The 16,206-nt window shown below is 63.9% G+C and carries 17 protein-coding genes and 1 pseudogene; 11 read left to right on the forward strand and 7 right to left on the reverse strand.

Annotated elements, in window-relative coordinates; genetic code table 11:
* Nucleotides 1-5 precede the first annotated feature (5 nt).
* Genes ACSQ3M_RS01375 through ACSQ3M_RS01385 form a run of 3 tightly spaced genes read left to right on the forward strand, consistent with a single transcriptional unit; the run spans nt 6 to nt 1,651 of the window.
* Nucleotides 6-308: a GNAT family N-acetyltransferase gene (locus ACSQ3M_RS01375; protein ID WP_436148295.1), complete on the forward strand. Its 303-nt coding sequence runs from the start codon at nt 6-8 to the stop codon at nt 306-308.
* Complete coding sequence (locus ACSQ3M_RS01380) at nt 305-1,198, forward strand: pirin family protein (RefSeq protein ID WP_436148296.1); 894 nt, start codon at nt 305-307, stop codon at nt 1,196-1,198. Before ACSQ3M_RS01375 ends, ACSQ3M_RS01380 begins: the two co-directional genes overlap by 4 nt.
* Nucleotides 1,199-1,249: 51 nt before the next feature.
* Complete coding sequence (locus ACSQ3M_RS01385) at nt 1,250-1,651, forward strand: RidA family protein (RefSeq protein ID WP_436148297.1); 402 nt, start codon at nt 1,250-1,252, stop codon at nt 1,649-1,651.
* Between the two features lie 41 nt (nt 1,652-1,692).
* Here the strand turns inward: ACSQ3M_RS01385 and ACSQ3M_RS01390 are convergent, their stop codons facing one another.
* From ACSQ3M_RS01390 to ACSQ3M_RS01400, 3 genes and pseudogenes are all read right to left on the reverse strand, one after another.
* Nucleotides 1,693-2,037: a nuclear transport factor 2 family protein gene (locus tag ACSQ3M_RS01390; protein WP_436149271.1), complete on the reverse strand. Its 345-nt coding sequence runs from the start codon at nt 2,035-2,037 to the stop codon at nt 1,693-1,695.
* A 72-nt stretch (nt 2,038-2,109) separates the two neighbouring features.
* Nucleotides 2,110-2,961, reverse strand: a pseudogene (locus tag ACSQ3M_RS01395) (alpha/beta fold hydrolase); the annotation flags it as partial.
* Nucleotides 2,962-3,078: 117 nt separating this feature from the next.
* Nucleotides 3,079-3,819, reverse strand: a complete 741-nt coding sequence (locus tag ACSQ3M_RS01400) for an SDR family NAD(P)-dependent oxidoreductase (protein ID WP_436148298.1) — start codon at nt 3,817-3,819, stop codon at nt 3,079-3,081.
* A 492-nt stretch (nt 3,820-4,311) separates the two neighbouring features.
* Between ACSQ3M_RS01400 and ACSQ3M_RS01405 the strand changes: the two genes are divergently transcribed.
* The gene (locus tag ACSQ3M_RS01405; protein WP_436148299.1) at nt 4,312-4,809 is read left to right on the forward strand and encodes a nuclear transport factor 2 family protein; all 498 of its coding nucleotides are present in this window, start codon (nt 4,312-4,314) and stop codon (nt 4,807-4,809) included.
* Between the two features lie 31 nt (nt 4,810-4,840).
* Here ACSQ3M_RS01405 and ACSQ3M_RS01410 read toward each other — a convergent pair whose 3' ends face one another.
* A complete protein-coding gene (locus tag ACSQ3M_RS01410; protein WP_436148300.1) occupies nt 4,841-5,758 on the reverse strand; it encodes a LysR family transcriptional regulator in 918 nt (305 codons plus the stop codon).
* Between the two features lie 197 nt (nt 5,759-5,955).
* A complete protein-coding gene (locus ACSQ3M_RS01415) occupies nt 5,956-6,984 on the reverse strand; it encodes a LysR substrate-binding domain-containing protein (RefSeq protein WP_436148301.1) in 1,029 nt (342 codons plus the stop codon).
* Between the two features lie 116 nt (nt 6,985-7,100).
* Between ACSQ3M_RS01415 and ACSQ3M_RS01420 the strand changes: the two genes are divergently transcribed.
* The 4 genes from ACSQ3M_RS01420 (at nt 7,101) to ACSQ3M_RS01435 (ending at nt 10,035) form a co-directional block, all read left to right on the forward strand.
* The gene (locus tag ACSQ3M_RS01420) at nt 7,101-7,967 is read left to right on the forward strand and encodes a pirin family protein (protein ID WP_436148302.1); all 867 of its coding nucleotides are present in this window, start codon (nt 7,101-7,103) and stop codon (nt 7,965-7,967) included.
* Nucleotides 7,968-8,094: 127 nt separating this feature from the next.
* The gene (locus ACSQ3M_RS01425) at nt 8,095-8,730 is read left to right on the forward strand and encodes a hydrolase (RefSeq protein ID WP_436148303.1); all 636 of its coding nucleotides are present in this window, start codon (nt 8,095-8,097) and stop codon (nt 8,728-8,730) included.
* A 199-nt stretch (nt 8,731-8,929) separates the two neighbouring features.
* Nucleotides 8,930-9,772: an alpha/beta fold hydrolase gene (locus ACSQ3M_RS01430; protein WP_436148304.1), complete on the forward strand. Its 843-nt coding sequence runs from the start codon at nt 8,930-8,932 to the stop codon at nt 9,770-9,772.
* Nucleotides 9,769-10,035 (forward strand): GNAT family N-acetyltransferase, encoded by a 267-nt coding sequence (locus ACSQ3M_RS01435; protein ID WP_436148305.1) that lies wholly within the window; start codon nt 9,769-9,771, stop codon nt 10,033-10,035. Before ACSQ3M_RS01430 ends, ACSQ3M_RS01435 begins: the two co-directional genes overlap by 4 nt.
* 314 nt (nt 10,036-10,349) lie before the next feature.
* On the opposite strand, the gene ACSQ3M_RS01440 is transcribed toward ACSQ3M_RS01435, so the two are convergent.
* Nucleotides 10,350-10,967 (reverse strand): JAB domain-containing protein, encoded by a 618-nt coding sequence (locus ACSQ3M_RS01440; RefSeq protein WP_436148306.1) that lies wholly within the window; start codon nt 10,965-10,967, stop codon nt 10,350-10,352.
* The gene (map, locus tag ACSQ3M_RS01445; protein WP_436148307.1) at nt 10,964-11,785 is read right to left on the reverse strand and encodes a type I methionyl aminopeptidase; all 822 of its coding nucleotides are present in this window, start codon (nt 11,783-11,785) and stop codon (nt 10,964-10,966) included. The genes ACSQ3M_RS01440 and map overlap by 4 nt, the downstream gene beginning before the upstream one ends.
* A gap of 301 nt (nt 11,786-12,086) precedes the next feature.
* On the opposite strand from map, the gene ACSQ3M_RS01450 reads away from it, so the two are divergent.
* The 3 genes from ACSQ3M_RS01450 to fhuF are packed head-to-tail and all read left to right on the forward strand — an operon-like array spanning nt 12,087 to nt 16,167.
* Nucleotides 12,087-14,189, forward strand: a complete 2,103-nt coding sequence (locus tag ACSQ3M_RS01450) for a TonB-dependent siderophore receptor (RefSeq protein WP_436148308.1) — start codon at nt 12,087-12,089, stop codon at nt 14,187-14,189.
* Nucleotides 14,183-15,424: an MFS transporter gene (locus tag ACSQ3M_RS01455; RefSeq protein ID WP_436149272.1), complete on the forward strand. Its 1,242-nt coding sequence runs from the start codon at nt 14,183-14,185 to the stop codon at nt 15,422-15,424. The genes ACSQ3M_RS01450 and ACSQ3M_RS01455 overlap by 7 nt, the downstream gene beginning before the upstream one ends.
* Nucleotides 15,421-16,167 carry a siderophore-iron reductase FhuF gene (fhuF, locus tag ACSQ3M_RS01460; RefSeq protein ID WP_436148309.1) on the forward strand — a complete coding sequence of 249 codons (747 nt, stop codon included), beginning with the start codon at nt 15,421-15,423 and terminating at the stop codon, nt 16,165-16,167. The genes ACSQ3M_RS01455 and fhuF overlap by 4 nt, the downstream gene beginning before the upstream one ends.
* The last annotated feature ends 39 nt before the right edge of the window (nt 16,168-16,206 follow it).

The following is a 16,206-nucleotide window of genomic DNA, read 5'->3' on the forward strand; positions in this document are numbered from 1 at the left end:
TCCGCTTGAGCACAGTCGACGACAATCCCGCCGAAAGGCGCTTTGAGCTTGCCATCGACGGCAGCCACGAGATCGCTGCCACCTATTATCGGCTGCAAGGTGAGAGGCTTACCCTCACGCACACCATCGTGCCGGAGCGGTTCTCAGGGCAGGGGATCGGCTCGAAGCTGGCGCGAGGCGTGTTCGAGCTCCTGCGAGCAAGCGGCCGCAAGGCGGTCCTCCGCTGCCCCTTCATGGCAGCCCATTACGCGCGGCATCCCGAATATGCAGACGTCGTAGACACTTCGGCAGAGCAGGATGGACAATGATCGAGCTGGTCATCGAACAACGGCGGCGGAACCTTGGCGGCAGCATCGAGGTGGGCCGGGTCTTACCCTTCGCGAAGCGCCGGATGGTGGGCCCCTTCATTTTCTTCGACCATATCGGGCCGGTCGACATCCCGCGCGGCGTTGATCGCAGCGCCGACGTTCGACCGCATCCGCATATTGGCCTCTCCACGGTCACCTACCTCTTTGCCGGCGAGATCATGCACCGCGACAGCCTGGCCTATGAGCAGGCGATCCGTCCCGAGGAGGTCAACTGGATGACGGCGGGACGCGGCATCACCCATAGCGAGTGGCTGGAGCGCGCCCGTGCGCAGGGAGACAGGATCCATGGATTCCAGGCGTGGGTGGCGCTCCCAAGCGAAGTCGAGGAGACCGAACCGTCCTTCTCCCATCATTCCGGGAGCGGCCTTCCGCAGTGGACCGAAAGCGGCGTCATTGGCCACCTGATCGCGGGCAGCGCATACGGGCTCACCGCAGGTGCGCAGACGCATTCGCCGCTTTTCTACGCGCACCTCGACCTGGCACCAGGCGCGAGCACCGAAATCCCGGGCGGTCACAGCGAACGCGCGATCTACATCGCCTCGGGCGGGCTAGAGGTGGACGGCCGACGCTTCGATGCCGGACAAATGCTGGTCGTGGATGGCTCCGCTTCGCACGTGACCGCAACCGAGCAATCCACGGTCATGCTGCTTGGCGGTGAGCCGGTCGGCCGGCGCTACGTCTACTGGAACTTTGTCTCGTCCTCGCAGGAGCGGCTCGCGCAGGCGGCGGCAGACTGGAAAGCAGGGCGAATGAAGCTGCCCGACGCCGACAATGCCGAGTTCATCCCGCTCCCGGACGAACCGGCTCCGCCGGCACCGCCGATGTCATGAAGAGAGACCCCGCCGTCGGGTCGTATGGATCAACGTTTGGAGGTTCTTGTAATGACCAAGCCGGAAATGTTCGTCACCGAGGGCGCCGGGCAGAAGCTGTTCGACGCGCTGCACATGTCACAGACGCTCAAGGTCGGGAATCGGGTGGAAACGTCGGGCCAGGGCGGGTGGGACGATGACCTGAACATCCCCGCCGCGATCGAAGACGAGATCGCGCAGGCGTTCCGCAACGTCGAGAAGGTGCTCGCTCCCGCCGGCGCCAGCTGGAAGGACGTGGTGCACGTCAATAGCTATCACGTCGGCGGTTTTCCGCCTGAGGTGAACGCGACGATCTCGCGCCTGTATCGCCACTACATGCCTGACCGGGCGCCGATCTGGACGCAAACCGGCGTTGCGGCGCTGGGCTTGCCGACGATGCGGATCGAAATCAGGGTAACGGCGATCATCGACTGACGGCTCCGGCCACGGGTGCAGCGCAGGCTTAGCCGGAAGCCTTAAGCGCCTTGCGGATCGAGGAAGACATGCAGCATCTTGATGACGCCGTGCTCGATGTGCGCTACGTCCAGCCCGGTGACCGCCACCGGGCCATCGGGCGGTCCGGCGGTCCATTGCAGCCGGCCGACGCCATTGTGGCCGAGGGCCGGCCGGACAGGCGTGAAGGCGAAATCTCTGGGCAGATGGCCGAGAAGCTCGGTCACGGCCCGGGAGATGGCTTCGTGGCCGTGCACGGATCGATCGGGCTCGTGCAGGATGGCGTCGGGGCCGTATAGCTCCCGGATAGCGTCGATCCGGCGAGCGGCGTCGCGCTCGCCGAAGACGCGCTTGAGATTGGCCCCCAAAATGGCCGCGAAGTCGATATCGGCCGGTGGAGTGAGCGGCGAACCAGGCGAACCCGCGCGCTCAGGAAGGACGCGTCCGAGAAAGTCGCGGATGTGCTGCGCGATTTCACGATGGTGCGTCTCGAGCGCGAAATGTCCTGCGTCGAGCAAGTGAATTTCGGCGTCCGGGAGATCCCGCTTGTAGGCAAGCGCGCCTGCCGGAACGAAGGCAGGGTCATGCCGTCCCCACACCGCGAGGAACGGCGGCCGATGCTCTCGGAAATAGGCTTGGAATTGAGGATAGAGCGCGACGTTGCTGCGATAGTCGAGAATGAGGTCGAGTTGCACTTCTTCCGCGCCAGGGCGCGCCATGTAGGCGATGTCGAGCTCCTGACCGTCAGGGCCCAGCAGCTCGGGATCGGCGCCGGTGCCATATTGCCAATTGCGTATCGTCTCGGGCGACAGGGAGTCGCGGCACGCTTCGCGGTTCGCCTCGCTGGGATCGCGCCAATAGGCCTGCCACGCCTCCCATTCGTCGCTGAAGCCTTCCTCATAGGCGTTGCCGTTCTGCGAGATGATCGCGGTGATCCGCTCGGGGTACCTGATCGCCAGCCTGAGGCCCGTCGGCGCCCCATAGTCGAAGATGTAGAGCGCGAAGCGATCCAGCCCGATGGCATCGACGAACCCCTCGATGACTTCAGCCAGCTTGTCGAAGCTGTAGGTGAATTCGCCGCGGTCTGGCGCCCTGGTCTGCCCGAACCCGGGGAGATCGGGCGCGATCACCCGGTATCGGTCCGCAAGCTCGGGGATCAGGTCGCGGAACATGTGACTGGCTGTAGGAAAACCATGAAGGAGCAGCAGCACGGGCGCGTCGGCCGGACCCGCTTCCCGATAGAATATGTCGACCTCGCCGACCTTCTGCTTCCGGTAATGCACTGCGGTCATACAGGTCCTCGTGATACAATCTTGTTTCGGCGGTATAGCGATCAAGCGGCTGCCCTATTCCGGAGCGGCGCGCTCTTCGGCCACGACAGCCGTCATGCGCGCCGCTACCTTCGCGATTCAAGCAATCGCACCACCGTCGACGGTCAGCGTCGCGCCGGTGATGATGCTTGCGGCCGGGCTGGCGAGATAGGCGACGGCGTTACCGATCTCGCGCGGTTCGGCATAGCGGCCCAGCGACGTCAGGCTGCGCTGGAAATCGGCCGCCTCGCCATCCGCAGGGTTCGAATCCGTGTTGGTCGCGCCCGGCTGGATCAGGTTGACGGTGATGCCCTTGGGCCCGAGTTCGCGCGAGAGGCCGCGGGTGAACGAGGTCAGCGCCGCCTTCGACATCGCGTAGGTCGTAATGCCCGGGAACGGAACGCGCTCACCAAGCGCCGAACCGATCGTGATGATACGGCCGCCTTCGCCCAGGTGCGGGATCACAGCCTTCGCGAACAGCACGGGAGCACGAACGTTGACGTCCATCACGCGCTGATATTCGCCAAGGTCGATATCGGCGATCATGCCGGAGTGGCCGATCGCGGCGCTGTTCACCAGAATGTCGATGCCGCCGAGCGCGGAGATTGCCTCGTTCACGGAACGGGCGATCGCCTGCGGATCGGCGCTATCCGCCTGAATCGCGACTGCGCGGCGTCCTGCAGCCTCGATTGACTTGACGACACTCTGCGCCTTTTCAGCCGCATTCTGATAAGTGAAGGCGACGTCCGCTCCATTTTCCGCAAGCACCAAGGCGACCGCTGCGCCGATACCACGCGATCCACCGGTTACCAGCGCCCGCTTGCCTTTAAGATCGATCATATACTCGTCCTTTTCTACCATGCTCGGTCCAAGTCAGCCGCATGTCGTCGCGGGACGGGAAAGGCACACGACTTCCTGATCCGCGCATTTAGCAGTTGCGATCAGCGTTTCTTAGCTTCGGGAAGTGCCAAGCTGTGTTGCGTGAACTGGAACGCCGCGCGGTGGGCTTAGAAGTTCGATGTTCGAGCCGATGTTCTCTCGGGAACAAGGGTGCCGGTGGCACGGCCGCGCGGGGAGCGTGGTGTGCCCGGTCGGCTATGGGCGCTCGTGGCCGTTCAACCTGTCCGGGAGGTCGCCGATTGCGGGATTTCCAACGACGACGTTCCGGGTCGTGCAACACAGCTCCTCATAGGTCGTGACTAGAGAGCCGGGGGCGGAATTCCTATCAGGGAAGGGAGGTGTGCGACGCGGCTTGTGAGAGCGGGATGGCTGCCAGGTTTGAAGCACGCCGACACCTCAATTTCTGGAATTGCCAAAAACGAGGAACCTATCATGTCCCCTACTGCACACTCTACAGCTGAACCCGCATCGACGGCGTCGCCTTTGGCCGTACTGCAGTCAATCCTGTCGAACCCGACCGATCTCGACTTCGTCAAGCAATTCACCACGGATGACTTCAAATATGTCTCGCTCAACTATGAGCACGCTGAACTGAAGCAGATCATGCCTTGGGCAGGAACGAACAAAGGCACCGAGGGGCTGGTTCAGACCTTTATCGATGTCGGCCGCTACTGGAGGACAGACGATTTCCAAATTCAGGACAGCTTTGAAAATGAGAACGGCGCTGCGATCTTTGGTTCCTTTACCTATACATCGACCGTTTTGAATAAAACCGTGACATCACCCTTCGCGGTTCTGGCGCGCGGCGAGAACGGCAAGCTGTCCTATGTGCAGTTTATGGAAGATACCTTCGCGACCGTCCGCAGTTTCCGGGAAAGTGGTGAATATCTCATCAAGGCAAATCCAGACGGATCGGAAACCAGCGTCTGAAGCTCCGCCAAGGATAAGTCCCCTGCAAATTTCAGCCCCGCTGGCCCAGTCGGGGGGCGTCCCGCATCATGATCGCTTTGCAGAGGTTCTGGCAGCATGCGATCATCATCTCTGTCAGGATCCGCACCTTACGCTCCGGATGCTGCCCGGGTGGCCGCACCACATAGATACCGAGGTTCGGTGGCGGATAGCGCTTCATGACCGGAACAAGTGCTCCGGAATCCAGGTGCTCAATGATCAACTCCTTGGGAATTCCGGCCACGCCCACGCCAGCGAGCGCCGCCGCGACGAGAGCTACGGCATTGTCGGCCTTGAACCGCCCCTGCGGCTTCAGGTTAATCAATTTGTCCCCATCCATGGCAAGCCAGGTCTCGGTCCCGTGCATCACGACATCGTGGGCGTCAAACTCCTCGGGCGTTTCCGGTGCGCCGTGGCGCCCGATGTAGTCGGGCGTCGCTACGAAGATCGCCGGTGTATATCCGACCTTGCGCGCGACCAAATTCGAGTCTGTCAAATGACCGATCCGGATCGCGCAGTCGAAGCCTTCCGTGATGAGATCGACGAAGCGGTCAGAGTAGGAGGATCGAACCTGCAGCAGAGGGTTAAGACGGGCCATATCTGCAATGACGGATGCGAAGTGTGTGGGACCGAACGTCAGTGGGGCAGCAATTCTAAAGCTTCCGCGGAGGTCGCCCGCCGGCAGGATTGTTTCCATCGCGATATCGTATTCCGCACAGATTCTGGCCGCGTGATCTCGGAAGGTGATACCTGCTTCGGTGAGGGCCGCACCGCGCGTGGTGCGCGCGAGCAGTTGAACGCCCAGCTCGGTCTCGATCCTCGCGAGCCGCCGGCTTACGATGGATTTGGACACGCCGAGGCGCAAGGCAGCGGCGGTCACTCCGCCCGCATCGGCGACCTCCACAAATGTTCGCAAGCCCTCGATATCCATTCATCGTTCCCCGTTACGCGACACGGTAGGCCAGAACATTGTCAACTGTGCGTTTTCCGAAATGCCGCTGGCACCATCCCGGACGCTCCAATGGTCGGATGCGTGCACCGCGCTCAGCTCAAGGCAAGTAATGATCTGAGATAGCAGACTCCGGGCTGCTCCGGTGACATCCTGGGGAATCTTGTAAGCAATATCTGCTATCGAATCTGGCTTAGCCACTGCGGCAACTCCTCGTACGGCCCGCTTGTCTTTTGAGCGCCATCCTCGCTGGCAGTCGTTCCATCGCTCCAGCCTCGGGGCTGCAACCCGGGCGGCACGATCTTCTCCGCTCGAGTGCGCTGTATCGCGCATTCGCGCGCGAAGAAGTCCAGCAGCGCGCGTACGGACGGGAGCAGCCCGCGGCGCGACGGGAAGACGGCATGAACGATCCCGGACTGAGGTCGCCAGTCCGGGAGCACGTCGACGAGCCGTCCCTTCTTCACGTCATCGGAGACGAAGATCGTCGGCAACTGCACCACTCCCGCGCCAACCATCGCCGCATCGCGGAGCACCGACATATCGTCGGTCACTAGGCGGGGCGTATGAGGAACCGTCGCCACCTTTCCGTCGGCATGGTGAAGTCCCCAGCTATGCTCACGGGTCGCACGCCCCTGATCCAGACTTGGAAGGCCATGAAGGTCGGCCGGCGATTGCAGCTGGCCACCTACCAGCTTTGGAGCAGCAACCAGGCACTGGGCGCTTTCATCAAGGCGCCGCATCACCAGACCGGTCGAGTCCAGCGGCGGAAAGCGGACCCGTATGGCGAGGTCCAATCCTTCGGAGATCACGTCGACCCGGCGGTTTGTGCTCTCCAGAAGAATTTGGACACGCGGATTGATCATCATGAAACGCGCAATCAGTTCGCCGAACTGGAACGACAGCAATGCGGTGGGGCAGCTCATGCGCACGATGCCGCGCGGTTCGCCCTGGACCTGCGCCGCTACCTGCTCCGCGGCTTCTGCCTCCACCAGCATCGCGATGCAGCGGTCGTAGAACTCGCGCCCAACCTCTGTGACGGAGAACCGGCGGGAGGATCGGTTGAGAAGCCTGATCCCCAGGCGCTCCTCAAGGGCCAGAACCCGACGGCTGAGCAGCGATTTCTGGATGCCGAGCGCCCGCCCAGCCGACGAGAAACCGCCATGATCAACGACCGCGGCAAAATAATAGAGATCGTTGAGGTCTTTCATCGTCCTTTATGTAGGACGCTGTGTCGCTTATGGCAATCTATTCATTTTGTCGTCGCGCCATAATCTACGATCCAGCACGCAGCCGCGCGGCGGCGCGTCGGAATCGGAGAACGCACATGGCCAAGGTAATCGGCCGGTACGGTAACGACCGGCAGCATTGGGTCGGCGACGGCTTTCCCGTTCGCTCGCTCTTTTCGTACAACGACCTGGGCGCGCACGTCAGCCCGTTCCTGCTGCTCGACTATGCCGGGCCGCATCTGTTCGAGCCGACTCGTCAGCGCCGAGGGGTGGGCAAGCACCCACATCGTGGCTTCGAGACGGTCACGATCGTTTACGAAGGGGAGGTCGAGCACCGCGACTCTGCCGGCAACGGCGGTGTGATCGGACCGGGCGACGTCCAGTGGATGACCGCCGCAGGCGGCATCATCCACGAGGAGTATCACTCGCCTGGCTTCGCCCGTGCCGGTGGGCCCTTTCGCATGGTGCAGCTGTGGGTGAACCTGCCCGCAAAGGACAAGGTGGCGCCGGCTGGGTACCAAGGCATTCTGAAGGCCGACATTCCGGTCGTGAAGCTCCCCAAACGTGCCGGCACGATCCGGATCATCGCGGGCGACTATCGGGGGACGCAGGGAGCTGCGCGCACCTTCACGCCGATCAATGTCTGGGACCTCAGCGTGAACGCTGGTGCGGACGTCAACCTCGATCTGCCTGCGGGACACACCGCTATGATCGTTGTCCTCACGGGTCACGTCACTATCGCAGACAGGCAGGAGGCAGGCGAGGCGGAGATGGTGCTCCTTGACCGCGAAGGCATCGACATCGCCGTTCACGCCGATGGCGATGCCGAGCTGCTGGTGCTGACGGGCGAACCCATCGACGAGCCGATCGTCGGATACGGCCCCTTTGTGATGAACAGCGAAGCGGAAATCCGGCAGGCCGCTGAAGACTTCAACAGCGGGCGCTTCGTCGCCGCCGCAACATGATCAGGGCGCTGGATGCGCTCTGCATCCGGCCCCTTTTTCCTGCGGATCGGTTGGCGCTCGACCCTCCGCTTGAACAAGGGCGCAAGCCCGCCTCCGACGCGCGACATGAACAGGAAAGGGACCAATCATGGCCAGTGAGACCATCCGCAATCCGCAGACCGATCACCTTCTTACCCCTGACAACGCAGCCTTCATCATCATCGATTATCAGCCGATCCAGGTTTCCTCGATCCGCTCGATGCCGCGCGACGAGCTGGTGTTCAACATCGTGAGCACCGCCAAGGCGGCCGTGAACTACAATCTCCCGATCGTCCACTCGACGGTCAATATCGCGACCGGCCGCAACAAGCCGCCGATCCAGGAGCTGCAGAACGTCCTTGGTCATCTGCCGACCTATGATCGCACCTCGATCAACAGCTGGGAGGACACCGGCTTCAAGGATGCAGTCAAGGCGCTCGGCCGCCGCAAGCTGATCATGACCGCGCTCTGGACCGAGGCCTGCCTCACCTTCCCTGCGCTCGATGCGATCCAGGAGGGATATGAAGTCTATGTGCCCGTCGACGCGGTCGGCGGCACGTCGCTGGCCGCGCACGAGGCTGCGCTGCGCCGGGTCGAGCAGGCGGGCGCGAAGCTGATCAGCCGCGTGCAGATGTATTGCGAGCTCCAGCGCGACTGGGCGCGGGAAGCCACCGTTCCCGGCTTCATGGGCGTCTTCGAAAGCTTCGACGGCTTCAATCCCGAAAAGGCAGCGCACGCCGCCTGACGGCGAGCGGAAGTGGCGGCGGCTCATGTCGCCACCACTTGCTGGCAAGGGGATATCGCATCAGCGAGATGCACATCGTCTCCCGCCCTCGCAGGAGGCGCGCCGCTGCCGTTGGCCGCAACAGCACCCTTTATAACCAGGCTGGCAGGCCATGGCGGCCTTCCTCCTCCGACGCAATCAACATCAGTGAGACCCTCTCATGCCCACGATAGTCACGAGCGACGGCGTCAGCATCTTCTACAAGGATTGGGGCCCGAAGGACCGCCAGCCGATCATGTTCCACCATGGATGGCCGCTCAGCGCGGACGACTGGGACAACCAGATGCTGTTCTTCCTTGGCAGGGGATTTCGGGTGATCGCCCATGATCGGCGTGGCCATGGTCGATCCGACCAGACCGATACCGGAAACGACATGGACACCTACGCCGCCGATGTCGCGGCGCTGGTGCGCGCGCTTGACCTCAGGAATGTGGTTCATATCGGTCATTCGACGGGCGGCGGCGAGGTCATACGCTGTGTCGCGCGCAGCGAGCCGGATCGGGTCGCCAAGGCGGTGTTGATCGGCGCGGTCACCCCCATCATGCTGGCCACCGACCGGTATCCCGGCGGTCTGCCAATGTCTGTGTTTGATGGCTTTCGCGACGCGCTCAGCCGCAATCGCGCGCAGTTCTTCCTCGATGTGCCTAGCGGCCCCTTCTACGGCTTCAATCGCGAGGGCGCGGAGGTCAGCGAGGGGCTGATCCGCAACTGGTGGCGCCAAGGCATGAACGGTGGCGCCAAGGCGCACTATGACTGCGTGGCCGCGTTTTCGGAAACCGACTTCACCGATGACCTGAAGGCCGTATCTGTGCCTGTCCTGGTCCTGCATGGTGAGGACGATCAGGTGGTACCGATCGACGCATCGGCCCGCGAAGCGATCAAGCTGCTGTCGAACGGCACTCTCAAGACCTACCCTGGCCTGTCACACGGGCTGTTCGCGACCCATCCCGACATCATCAACGCTGACCTGTTGGCCTTCATTGAGCAAAGAGAGAGCGCATGAGCGCGGTCAGGGACAACTTGGCCGAGGATCGCTTCGAACTCGCGATCGAGGACTCCGACGAGCCTGCTGTCGCCTATTACCAGATCGAGGGCGATCGCGTCACGCTCACCCATACCGAGGTGCCGCAGCCCTTCTCGGGGCTCGGTATCGGGTCTGAGCTCGCGCGCGGGTTTTTCGATGCGATCCGCGCAAGCGGTCGCAAGGCCGTTCTTCGCTGCAGCTTTATGGGCGGCTTTCCTAACCGGATCGCGGCGTCGGTTTGATACCTTCGGTCTGCCCGCGGCATCCTCGCAAATTTTGGCTCTATAGACAATTCCGGCAATTGCTGCGGGTCTAGGTGACCGCGAAGCAGTTGCTCGGAGCTCGGGATTTCCGATGGCTCCAGAGCGCGCCCGACCAAGTGGTGGGAAGTATTAATTACCCGAATTTTCATAGCGGCGATGGTTTAAGTTATTGATTTATCGCACAAATACGCGAGAGACCTTTGCGAGGGGAGCTGGTAATCTATCATCCCGCTTTGGCCTGCGCAGAATCTTCATAAGCTATTGAATCTAAGCCTTTCCGTGATCGTCCGGGACTATGCGTGACCATGCATTCCCGTGGGGTATCGAGCGGGATAGTTGTGCACGAGTATCAGCGCCGTGGCTGAGAGCTCCAGCGCCCGGCGCATCACCTCGCGCGGATAGACCGGGGTGTGGTCGACCGTGCCGGTCTGCTGCACCTCGTCGGCGATCAGCGCATTCTTCTTGTCGAGGAAGAGGATGCGGAACTGCTCGCGCTCGGCGAAGGCCATCGCCAGCCGGCAATAGTCGATCACCGATGACCAGGAGGAGAGCACCGGCTTTTTCGCGACCTGGCCCTTCATCGTGCGCTTGAGCGCCGCCTCGACGATCTTGAGATCGAGCGCGACGCTCTCGCCGATGCCCTTGACCTCGGTCAGGCGCGAGAGCGGCGCGCCGATCACCTCGGCGAAGGAGCCGAAATGCTGGATTAACTGCTTGGCGAGCGGCTTCACGTCGCGCTGCGGGATCGAGCGGAAGAGCAGAAGCTCGAGCAGCTCGTAGTCGGGCAGGGCGGCATCGCCGCCGTCGAGGAAGCGCTGGCGCAAACGGTCGCGATGGCCGAGATGGTGCGGCGGGGCGTCGTCAGAGGCTGCGGCAATCGGGGCTGACTTGCCGTTGCCGCTGGTCTTCATGTGCGGGCGAGCGGATTATCGAGGCCGGCGGGCGAGAGCGTGAAGATCTCGCAGCCCGTGTCGGTTACGCCGATCGTGTGCTCGAACTGGGCCGAGAGCGAGCGGTCGCGCGTCACCGCGGTCCAGCCGTCGGAGAGCACCTTCACGCTCGCCTTGCCGAGATTGATCATCGGTTCGATGGTGAAGAGCATGCCGGGCTTGAGTTCGACGCCTTCGCCGGGGCTGCCATAGTGCAGGATGTTGGGCGCATCGTGGAAGACCTGGCCGAGGCCATGGCCGCAGAAGTCGCGCACCACCGAGCAGCGCTCGCCCTCGGCATAGCGCTGGATGGAAAAGCCGATATCGCCGGTGGTCGCGCCCGGACGCACCGCGCGGATGCCGCGCAGCAGGCTCTCATAGGTGATCTCGACCAGCCGCTCGGCCTTGCGCGGAATGTCGCCGACACCGAACATCCGGCTGGAATCGCCGTGCCAGCCATCGACGATCAGCGTGTAGTCGATGTTGACGATGTCGCCTTCGCGCATCGGCTTGTCGTCGGGAATGCCGTGGCAGACGACATGGTTGATCGAGGTGCAGATCGACTTGGTGTAGCCGCGATAGAACAGCGTCGCCGGATAGGCGCCGTTGTCCATGGCGAACTGGAAGGCGAGATCGTCGAGGCGCTGGGTGGTCACGCCGGGCTTGACCTCGCCGGCGAGCATGTCGAGGCCGCGCGCGGTGAGCTGGCCGGCCTTGCGCATCGCCGCGAAGGCCTCGGGACCATGCAGCTTGATGGCGGGGTCGCGGCGAGCGCGCGAGATCGATTCGTTCAGGGTCATTCCGGAGGCCGCTCCTTGATCTTCTTATCTATTGGGTTTGGGCAGCGGTGCAAGGCTGACGCGGGACGGCATAACTCGTGCTCGGCTGCGCGGGATCTGGACGGTCGCGCTGGACGTTGTCGCAATTTGCCCGAGGCAGGAGCAGATCAACAATGATGATGCTGTGTAACAACGTATTGTTTGGTATTTGAAGTATATGATCGATATGTTTACCTGTAATAATTCAAAACTATAATGTATTGACCTGCATAGTCTCGATTGTTAGGCCGCGCTCGTCGCTTCCCGCCGAGAGTCGTGTGCCGTGAATATTCGCTTTGCCCTGCTGGGCTCGTCCGCGCTGCTGTTTGCTCCTCTCGCCGCCCTGGCGCAGGGGGCCGAAGGTCGGCAGATCCAGCTCGACACCATCGTCGTCGAAGGGCAGGGCTCTGGCGAGAGAGGCGTCTTCAGCGCCAATGGCTATGTCGCCACATCCGGCCGCAGCGCCAGCAAGACCGACGCGCCGCTGCTCGAGACGCCGATGTCGATCTCGACGGTGACGCAGACGCAGCTCGAGCAGCGCAAGCCGCAGAACCTGCTTGAGGCGCTGGCTTACACGCCGGGCGCACGCATCGGCACCTATGGCTTCGATCCGCGCTACGACGCCTTCACCATCCGCGGCATCGACGTCACCCACAACGCGGTGTTCCGCGACGGCCTTCGCCAGATCGGCAGCCCGAACGGGCTGATGCGGCTCGAGCCCTATGGGCTGGAAGGGATCAGCGTGCTGCGCGGTCCTGCCTCGGCGATCTACGGGGCCAGCACCAGCGCCGGCATCGTCGACCTGATCTCGAAGCGGCCGACCGAGACGCCGTTCCGCGAGATCGAAATCCAGGGCGGTTCCTTCGGCCGCAAGCAGTTCGCCTTCGACCTATCCGGCCCGGCCAACCCGGAGGGCACGCTGCTCTACCGGCTGACAGGCGTCATCCGCGATGCAAAGAGCGACATCAGCGCGATCAAGGACGACCGCATCTTCATCGCCCCGGCGCTGACCTGGAAGCCGAACGAGGCGACCAAGCTCACCGTGCTCGGCGAGTACATGGATTCGACCACGGGCGGCACTGCGGCCTATCTCAACCAGTACGGCCCTTATGTCGATCGCCAGGGCAATGTGCTGTCCAAGACCCTGGGCGCGACCAAGCTCTATGTCGGCGACAAGCGCTATAATGATTTCCGCCAGCAGCAGGCCCGCATCGGCTACGAGTTCGAGCACAAATTCGACGAGGTTTTCACGCTGCGCCAGCGGGCGCGGTACCAGCAGCTCGGCAACAACCAGCAATATGTCTATTTCGACCCCGGCCTGACCCGCGAGAACACCGCCGGGTTCTCGGTCGACACCTCGCTGGAGGCAAAAGTCCGGACCGGGGCGGTCGATCACACCCTGCTCGCCGGCGTCGATGTCAGCCGGCTGCACTACAAGAGCAAGGAAGCCTTCGGTGGCGTGCCGCTCGGCTACAACCCCGCCTTCCTGTGGCGGACCGAGCAGACGCTGACCACGACCGGAGTCTACTTGCAGGACCAGATCAAATGGGGAGGCTGGCGCCTCTCGGCCGGCGTTCGCCAGGACTGGGTCGACAGCAAGTTCGAGGCGGGCGCTGCGGGCGCCGTCCCGACCGAGAGCAAGCGCAATGACGGCAAGTTCACCGGCCGCGCGGCGCTGTCTTACGTCACCGATTTCGGGCTTGCGCCCTATGTCAGCTACGGCACCTCTTTCGTGCCCAATCCCGGTACGGTGCTGAATGGCGGCATCGCCCAGCCGACGAGCGGCAAGCAGGCCGAGCTCGGCGTGAAATACGACCTGCCGGGCTACAACGCCTCGCTGCGCGCCGCCGTGTTCAGCATCCGCCAGGAAAACGGGGTGGTCTACGAGGTCGTCGACGGCCTCAATCGCCAGGTCCAGCTCGACTTGCGCTCCAGCGGCTTCGAGATCGAGGGCGTCGCCTCGCTGGCGAACGGGCTCAGCCTGCAGGCGTCCTATTCCTACAATGATGCGCGCATCAAGAAGTTGACCGCGGAGACCGTCGGCAACCCGCTGTCCAGCGTGCCCTACCACATGGCTTCGCTCTGGCTCGACTACACCGTCCAAAGCGGGCCGGTGCGCGGGCTCGGGGTCGGCGGCGGCGTGCGCTATGTCGGCTCCAGCCTCGGCGACAATCTCGGCCGGCCAGTGATCGACAACAAGGCGCGCACCTTCGTCGACGGCTCGATCCGCTATGACCTCGAAAACCTCAGCCCGCAGCTCAAGGGCATGCGGCTGCAGGTCAATGCCACCAACCTGCTCAACGAGGTCCAGCAGACCTGCACCGCCGGCTATTGCTACTTCGACGAGGGCCGCAAGGTCATCGCCAGCCTGCGCTATCGCTGGTGAGGGCGCTGCTGTTGTCGCCGGCGGCGATCGTTCTCGCTATTGGCGGGCTCTATGTCGGCCAGAGCATCATCGGCGGGCTGACCTTCATCGCCCTGCCGAGCGTGCTGCGCGAGCGCGGCCTGCCGCTCGACCAGATCGGCCTGACCTATCTCGCCGTACTGCCCTGGGCGCTGAAGTTTTTGTGGGCGCCGTCGATCGAGCGCTACCGATTGCCGGATACCGGGTCGGCGCGCTCGCGGACGATCGTGCTGGCGACAACGCTGATCTCGGCGGTAGGGCTCGTCGCTGTCGGCCTGATCGGGCCGATCGCGTTCGTCCCGTTGATCGCCGTCTTCGTGGTGATCGCGTTCTCCGCCTCGACCGGCGACATCGCCTGCGACGGACACGCGGTCGAGACGCTGGCGCAGGCGCATCATGGCTGGGGCAATGCTGCCCAGGTCGGCGGGGCCTATCTCGGCTCGGCGCTCGGCTCTGGCCTGTTCCTTGTTCTCGTCGCGCGGCTCGACTGGCAATTCGCCACCTTCGCCATGGCCGGGCTGCTCCTGTTGCTGGCGTTGCCCTTCCTGCTCTCGCCAACTCCGGCCGCGCCGGCCCGGCGCACTCACCAGCCTTCGCTGAAGGAGGCGCTCCGCCGGCCGGAGATGCGCTCCGGGCTTCTCCTCGCCGCGCTTTATGTCCCCGCGCAGAAATGGGGTGTGGCGATGCTCGGGCCCTATCTCGTCGATAGCGGGCTCGATCTGGCCTCGCTCGGCCTTGTCAACGGCGTCGGCGGCCTTGCGGTCGGCTTCGCCTGCGCCCTCATTGGCGGCGCTTTGGTGCGGCTGCTCGGTGCACGCAGCGTGCTCGTCCTGGCGCTCGTGCTGCAGGCGGCTTCGCTTGCGGGCCTCGCCTTCGCCGCCTGGCGCGGCCTGCCGCAGCCGGCCGTGCTCGCGCTGGCTCTGGCGAGCTCGTCCGGCGTCATGGCGCTCGGCTTCGTCGCGCTCTACGCCCGCTTCATGGCGCTGTCCGATCCACGCCAGGCCGGCGTCGACTTCACCCTGCTGCAATGCATGGACGGGCTGGTCAGCATGGCCGGCGGCATCGGCGCCGGCTGGATCGCGCAGCATTTCGGCTACGGCGTCTGCTTTGCGCTCGCAGCCGGCGCTGCGCTGGTCGCGGCGCCATTGGTCGCATTGCTGAGCGGGCCTGCGGCCCCGGCGCAGCCGGTGGCGGAGGAGCAGGCGGCGCTCGGATGAGCCAAGCGCAGCAGCAGCCGTCATTTGCCGCGCGCTTTCCGGAGGCGCTGACCTGGTACAGGGACAAGCTCGTGCTGCCCGGTGGCGCCCGGGAAGCGATTTCGGGACCCGACCTGCTTACGGGCGGCGCCGACCGGCTGATGGCGCGTTTCGCCGTGCTCTATCCGGAGAGCGACCGACGCGCGATCGTCTCGATGTGGACGCAATGGCATTTCGGCGCTCTGGTCATTCCGGCGACGGCGGCGATCCTGCTGTGCGGTCGCGATCTGCCGCTGGAGCTAGACTACATCGCGGTCGTGCCGCAGGAGGCCGGGCTGACCAGCGCCATCGTCATTCCCGACGAAGGCGGGTCGCGCGTTGGCGGTAGCGATCCTTTCGCGCGCCTGTTCGACGGCCATGTCGCGCCGCTGATCGCCCATTTTGCGGCGCAGTTCCGGGTGTCGCCGCGGCTGCTCTGGGCCAATGCGGCGGCTATCTTCGAATGGACGCTGCAGCAAGTGCCGGCCGCTCTTGCCGACGCTGAAGTGCTGGCGGCGGCGCGCCTACGGTTGGAGCGACGTCTCGAACCCTCCGGCCAGCGCAACCCTATGTTCGAGGCGGTGCGCTATCCCGTCGAGCAGGGTGAGCCGATCCGGCGCCGCAAGCTCTGCTGCCTGCGCTACCTGCTGGCGGGCGTCGCCGATTGCGGCAGCCTCTGCCCGCTGCATGCGGGCTGCGCCTCGGCGGCGACCGATGCAGCCTGACATGGTCCTCTCGCCGCGCCGGCGTCGATCAAGCCGCTG

Origin of the sequence: Allobosea sp. LjRoot90 (assembly GCF_964254315.1) — a bacterium.
Taxonomy (GTDB): Bacteria; Pseudomonadota; Alphaproteobacteria; order Rhizobiales; family Beijerinckiaceae; genus Allobosea.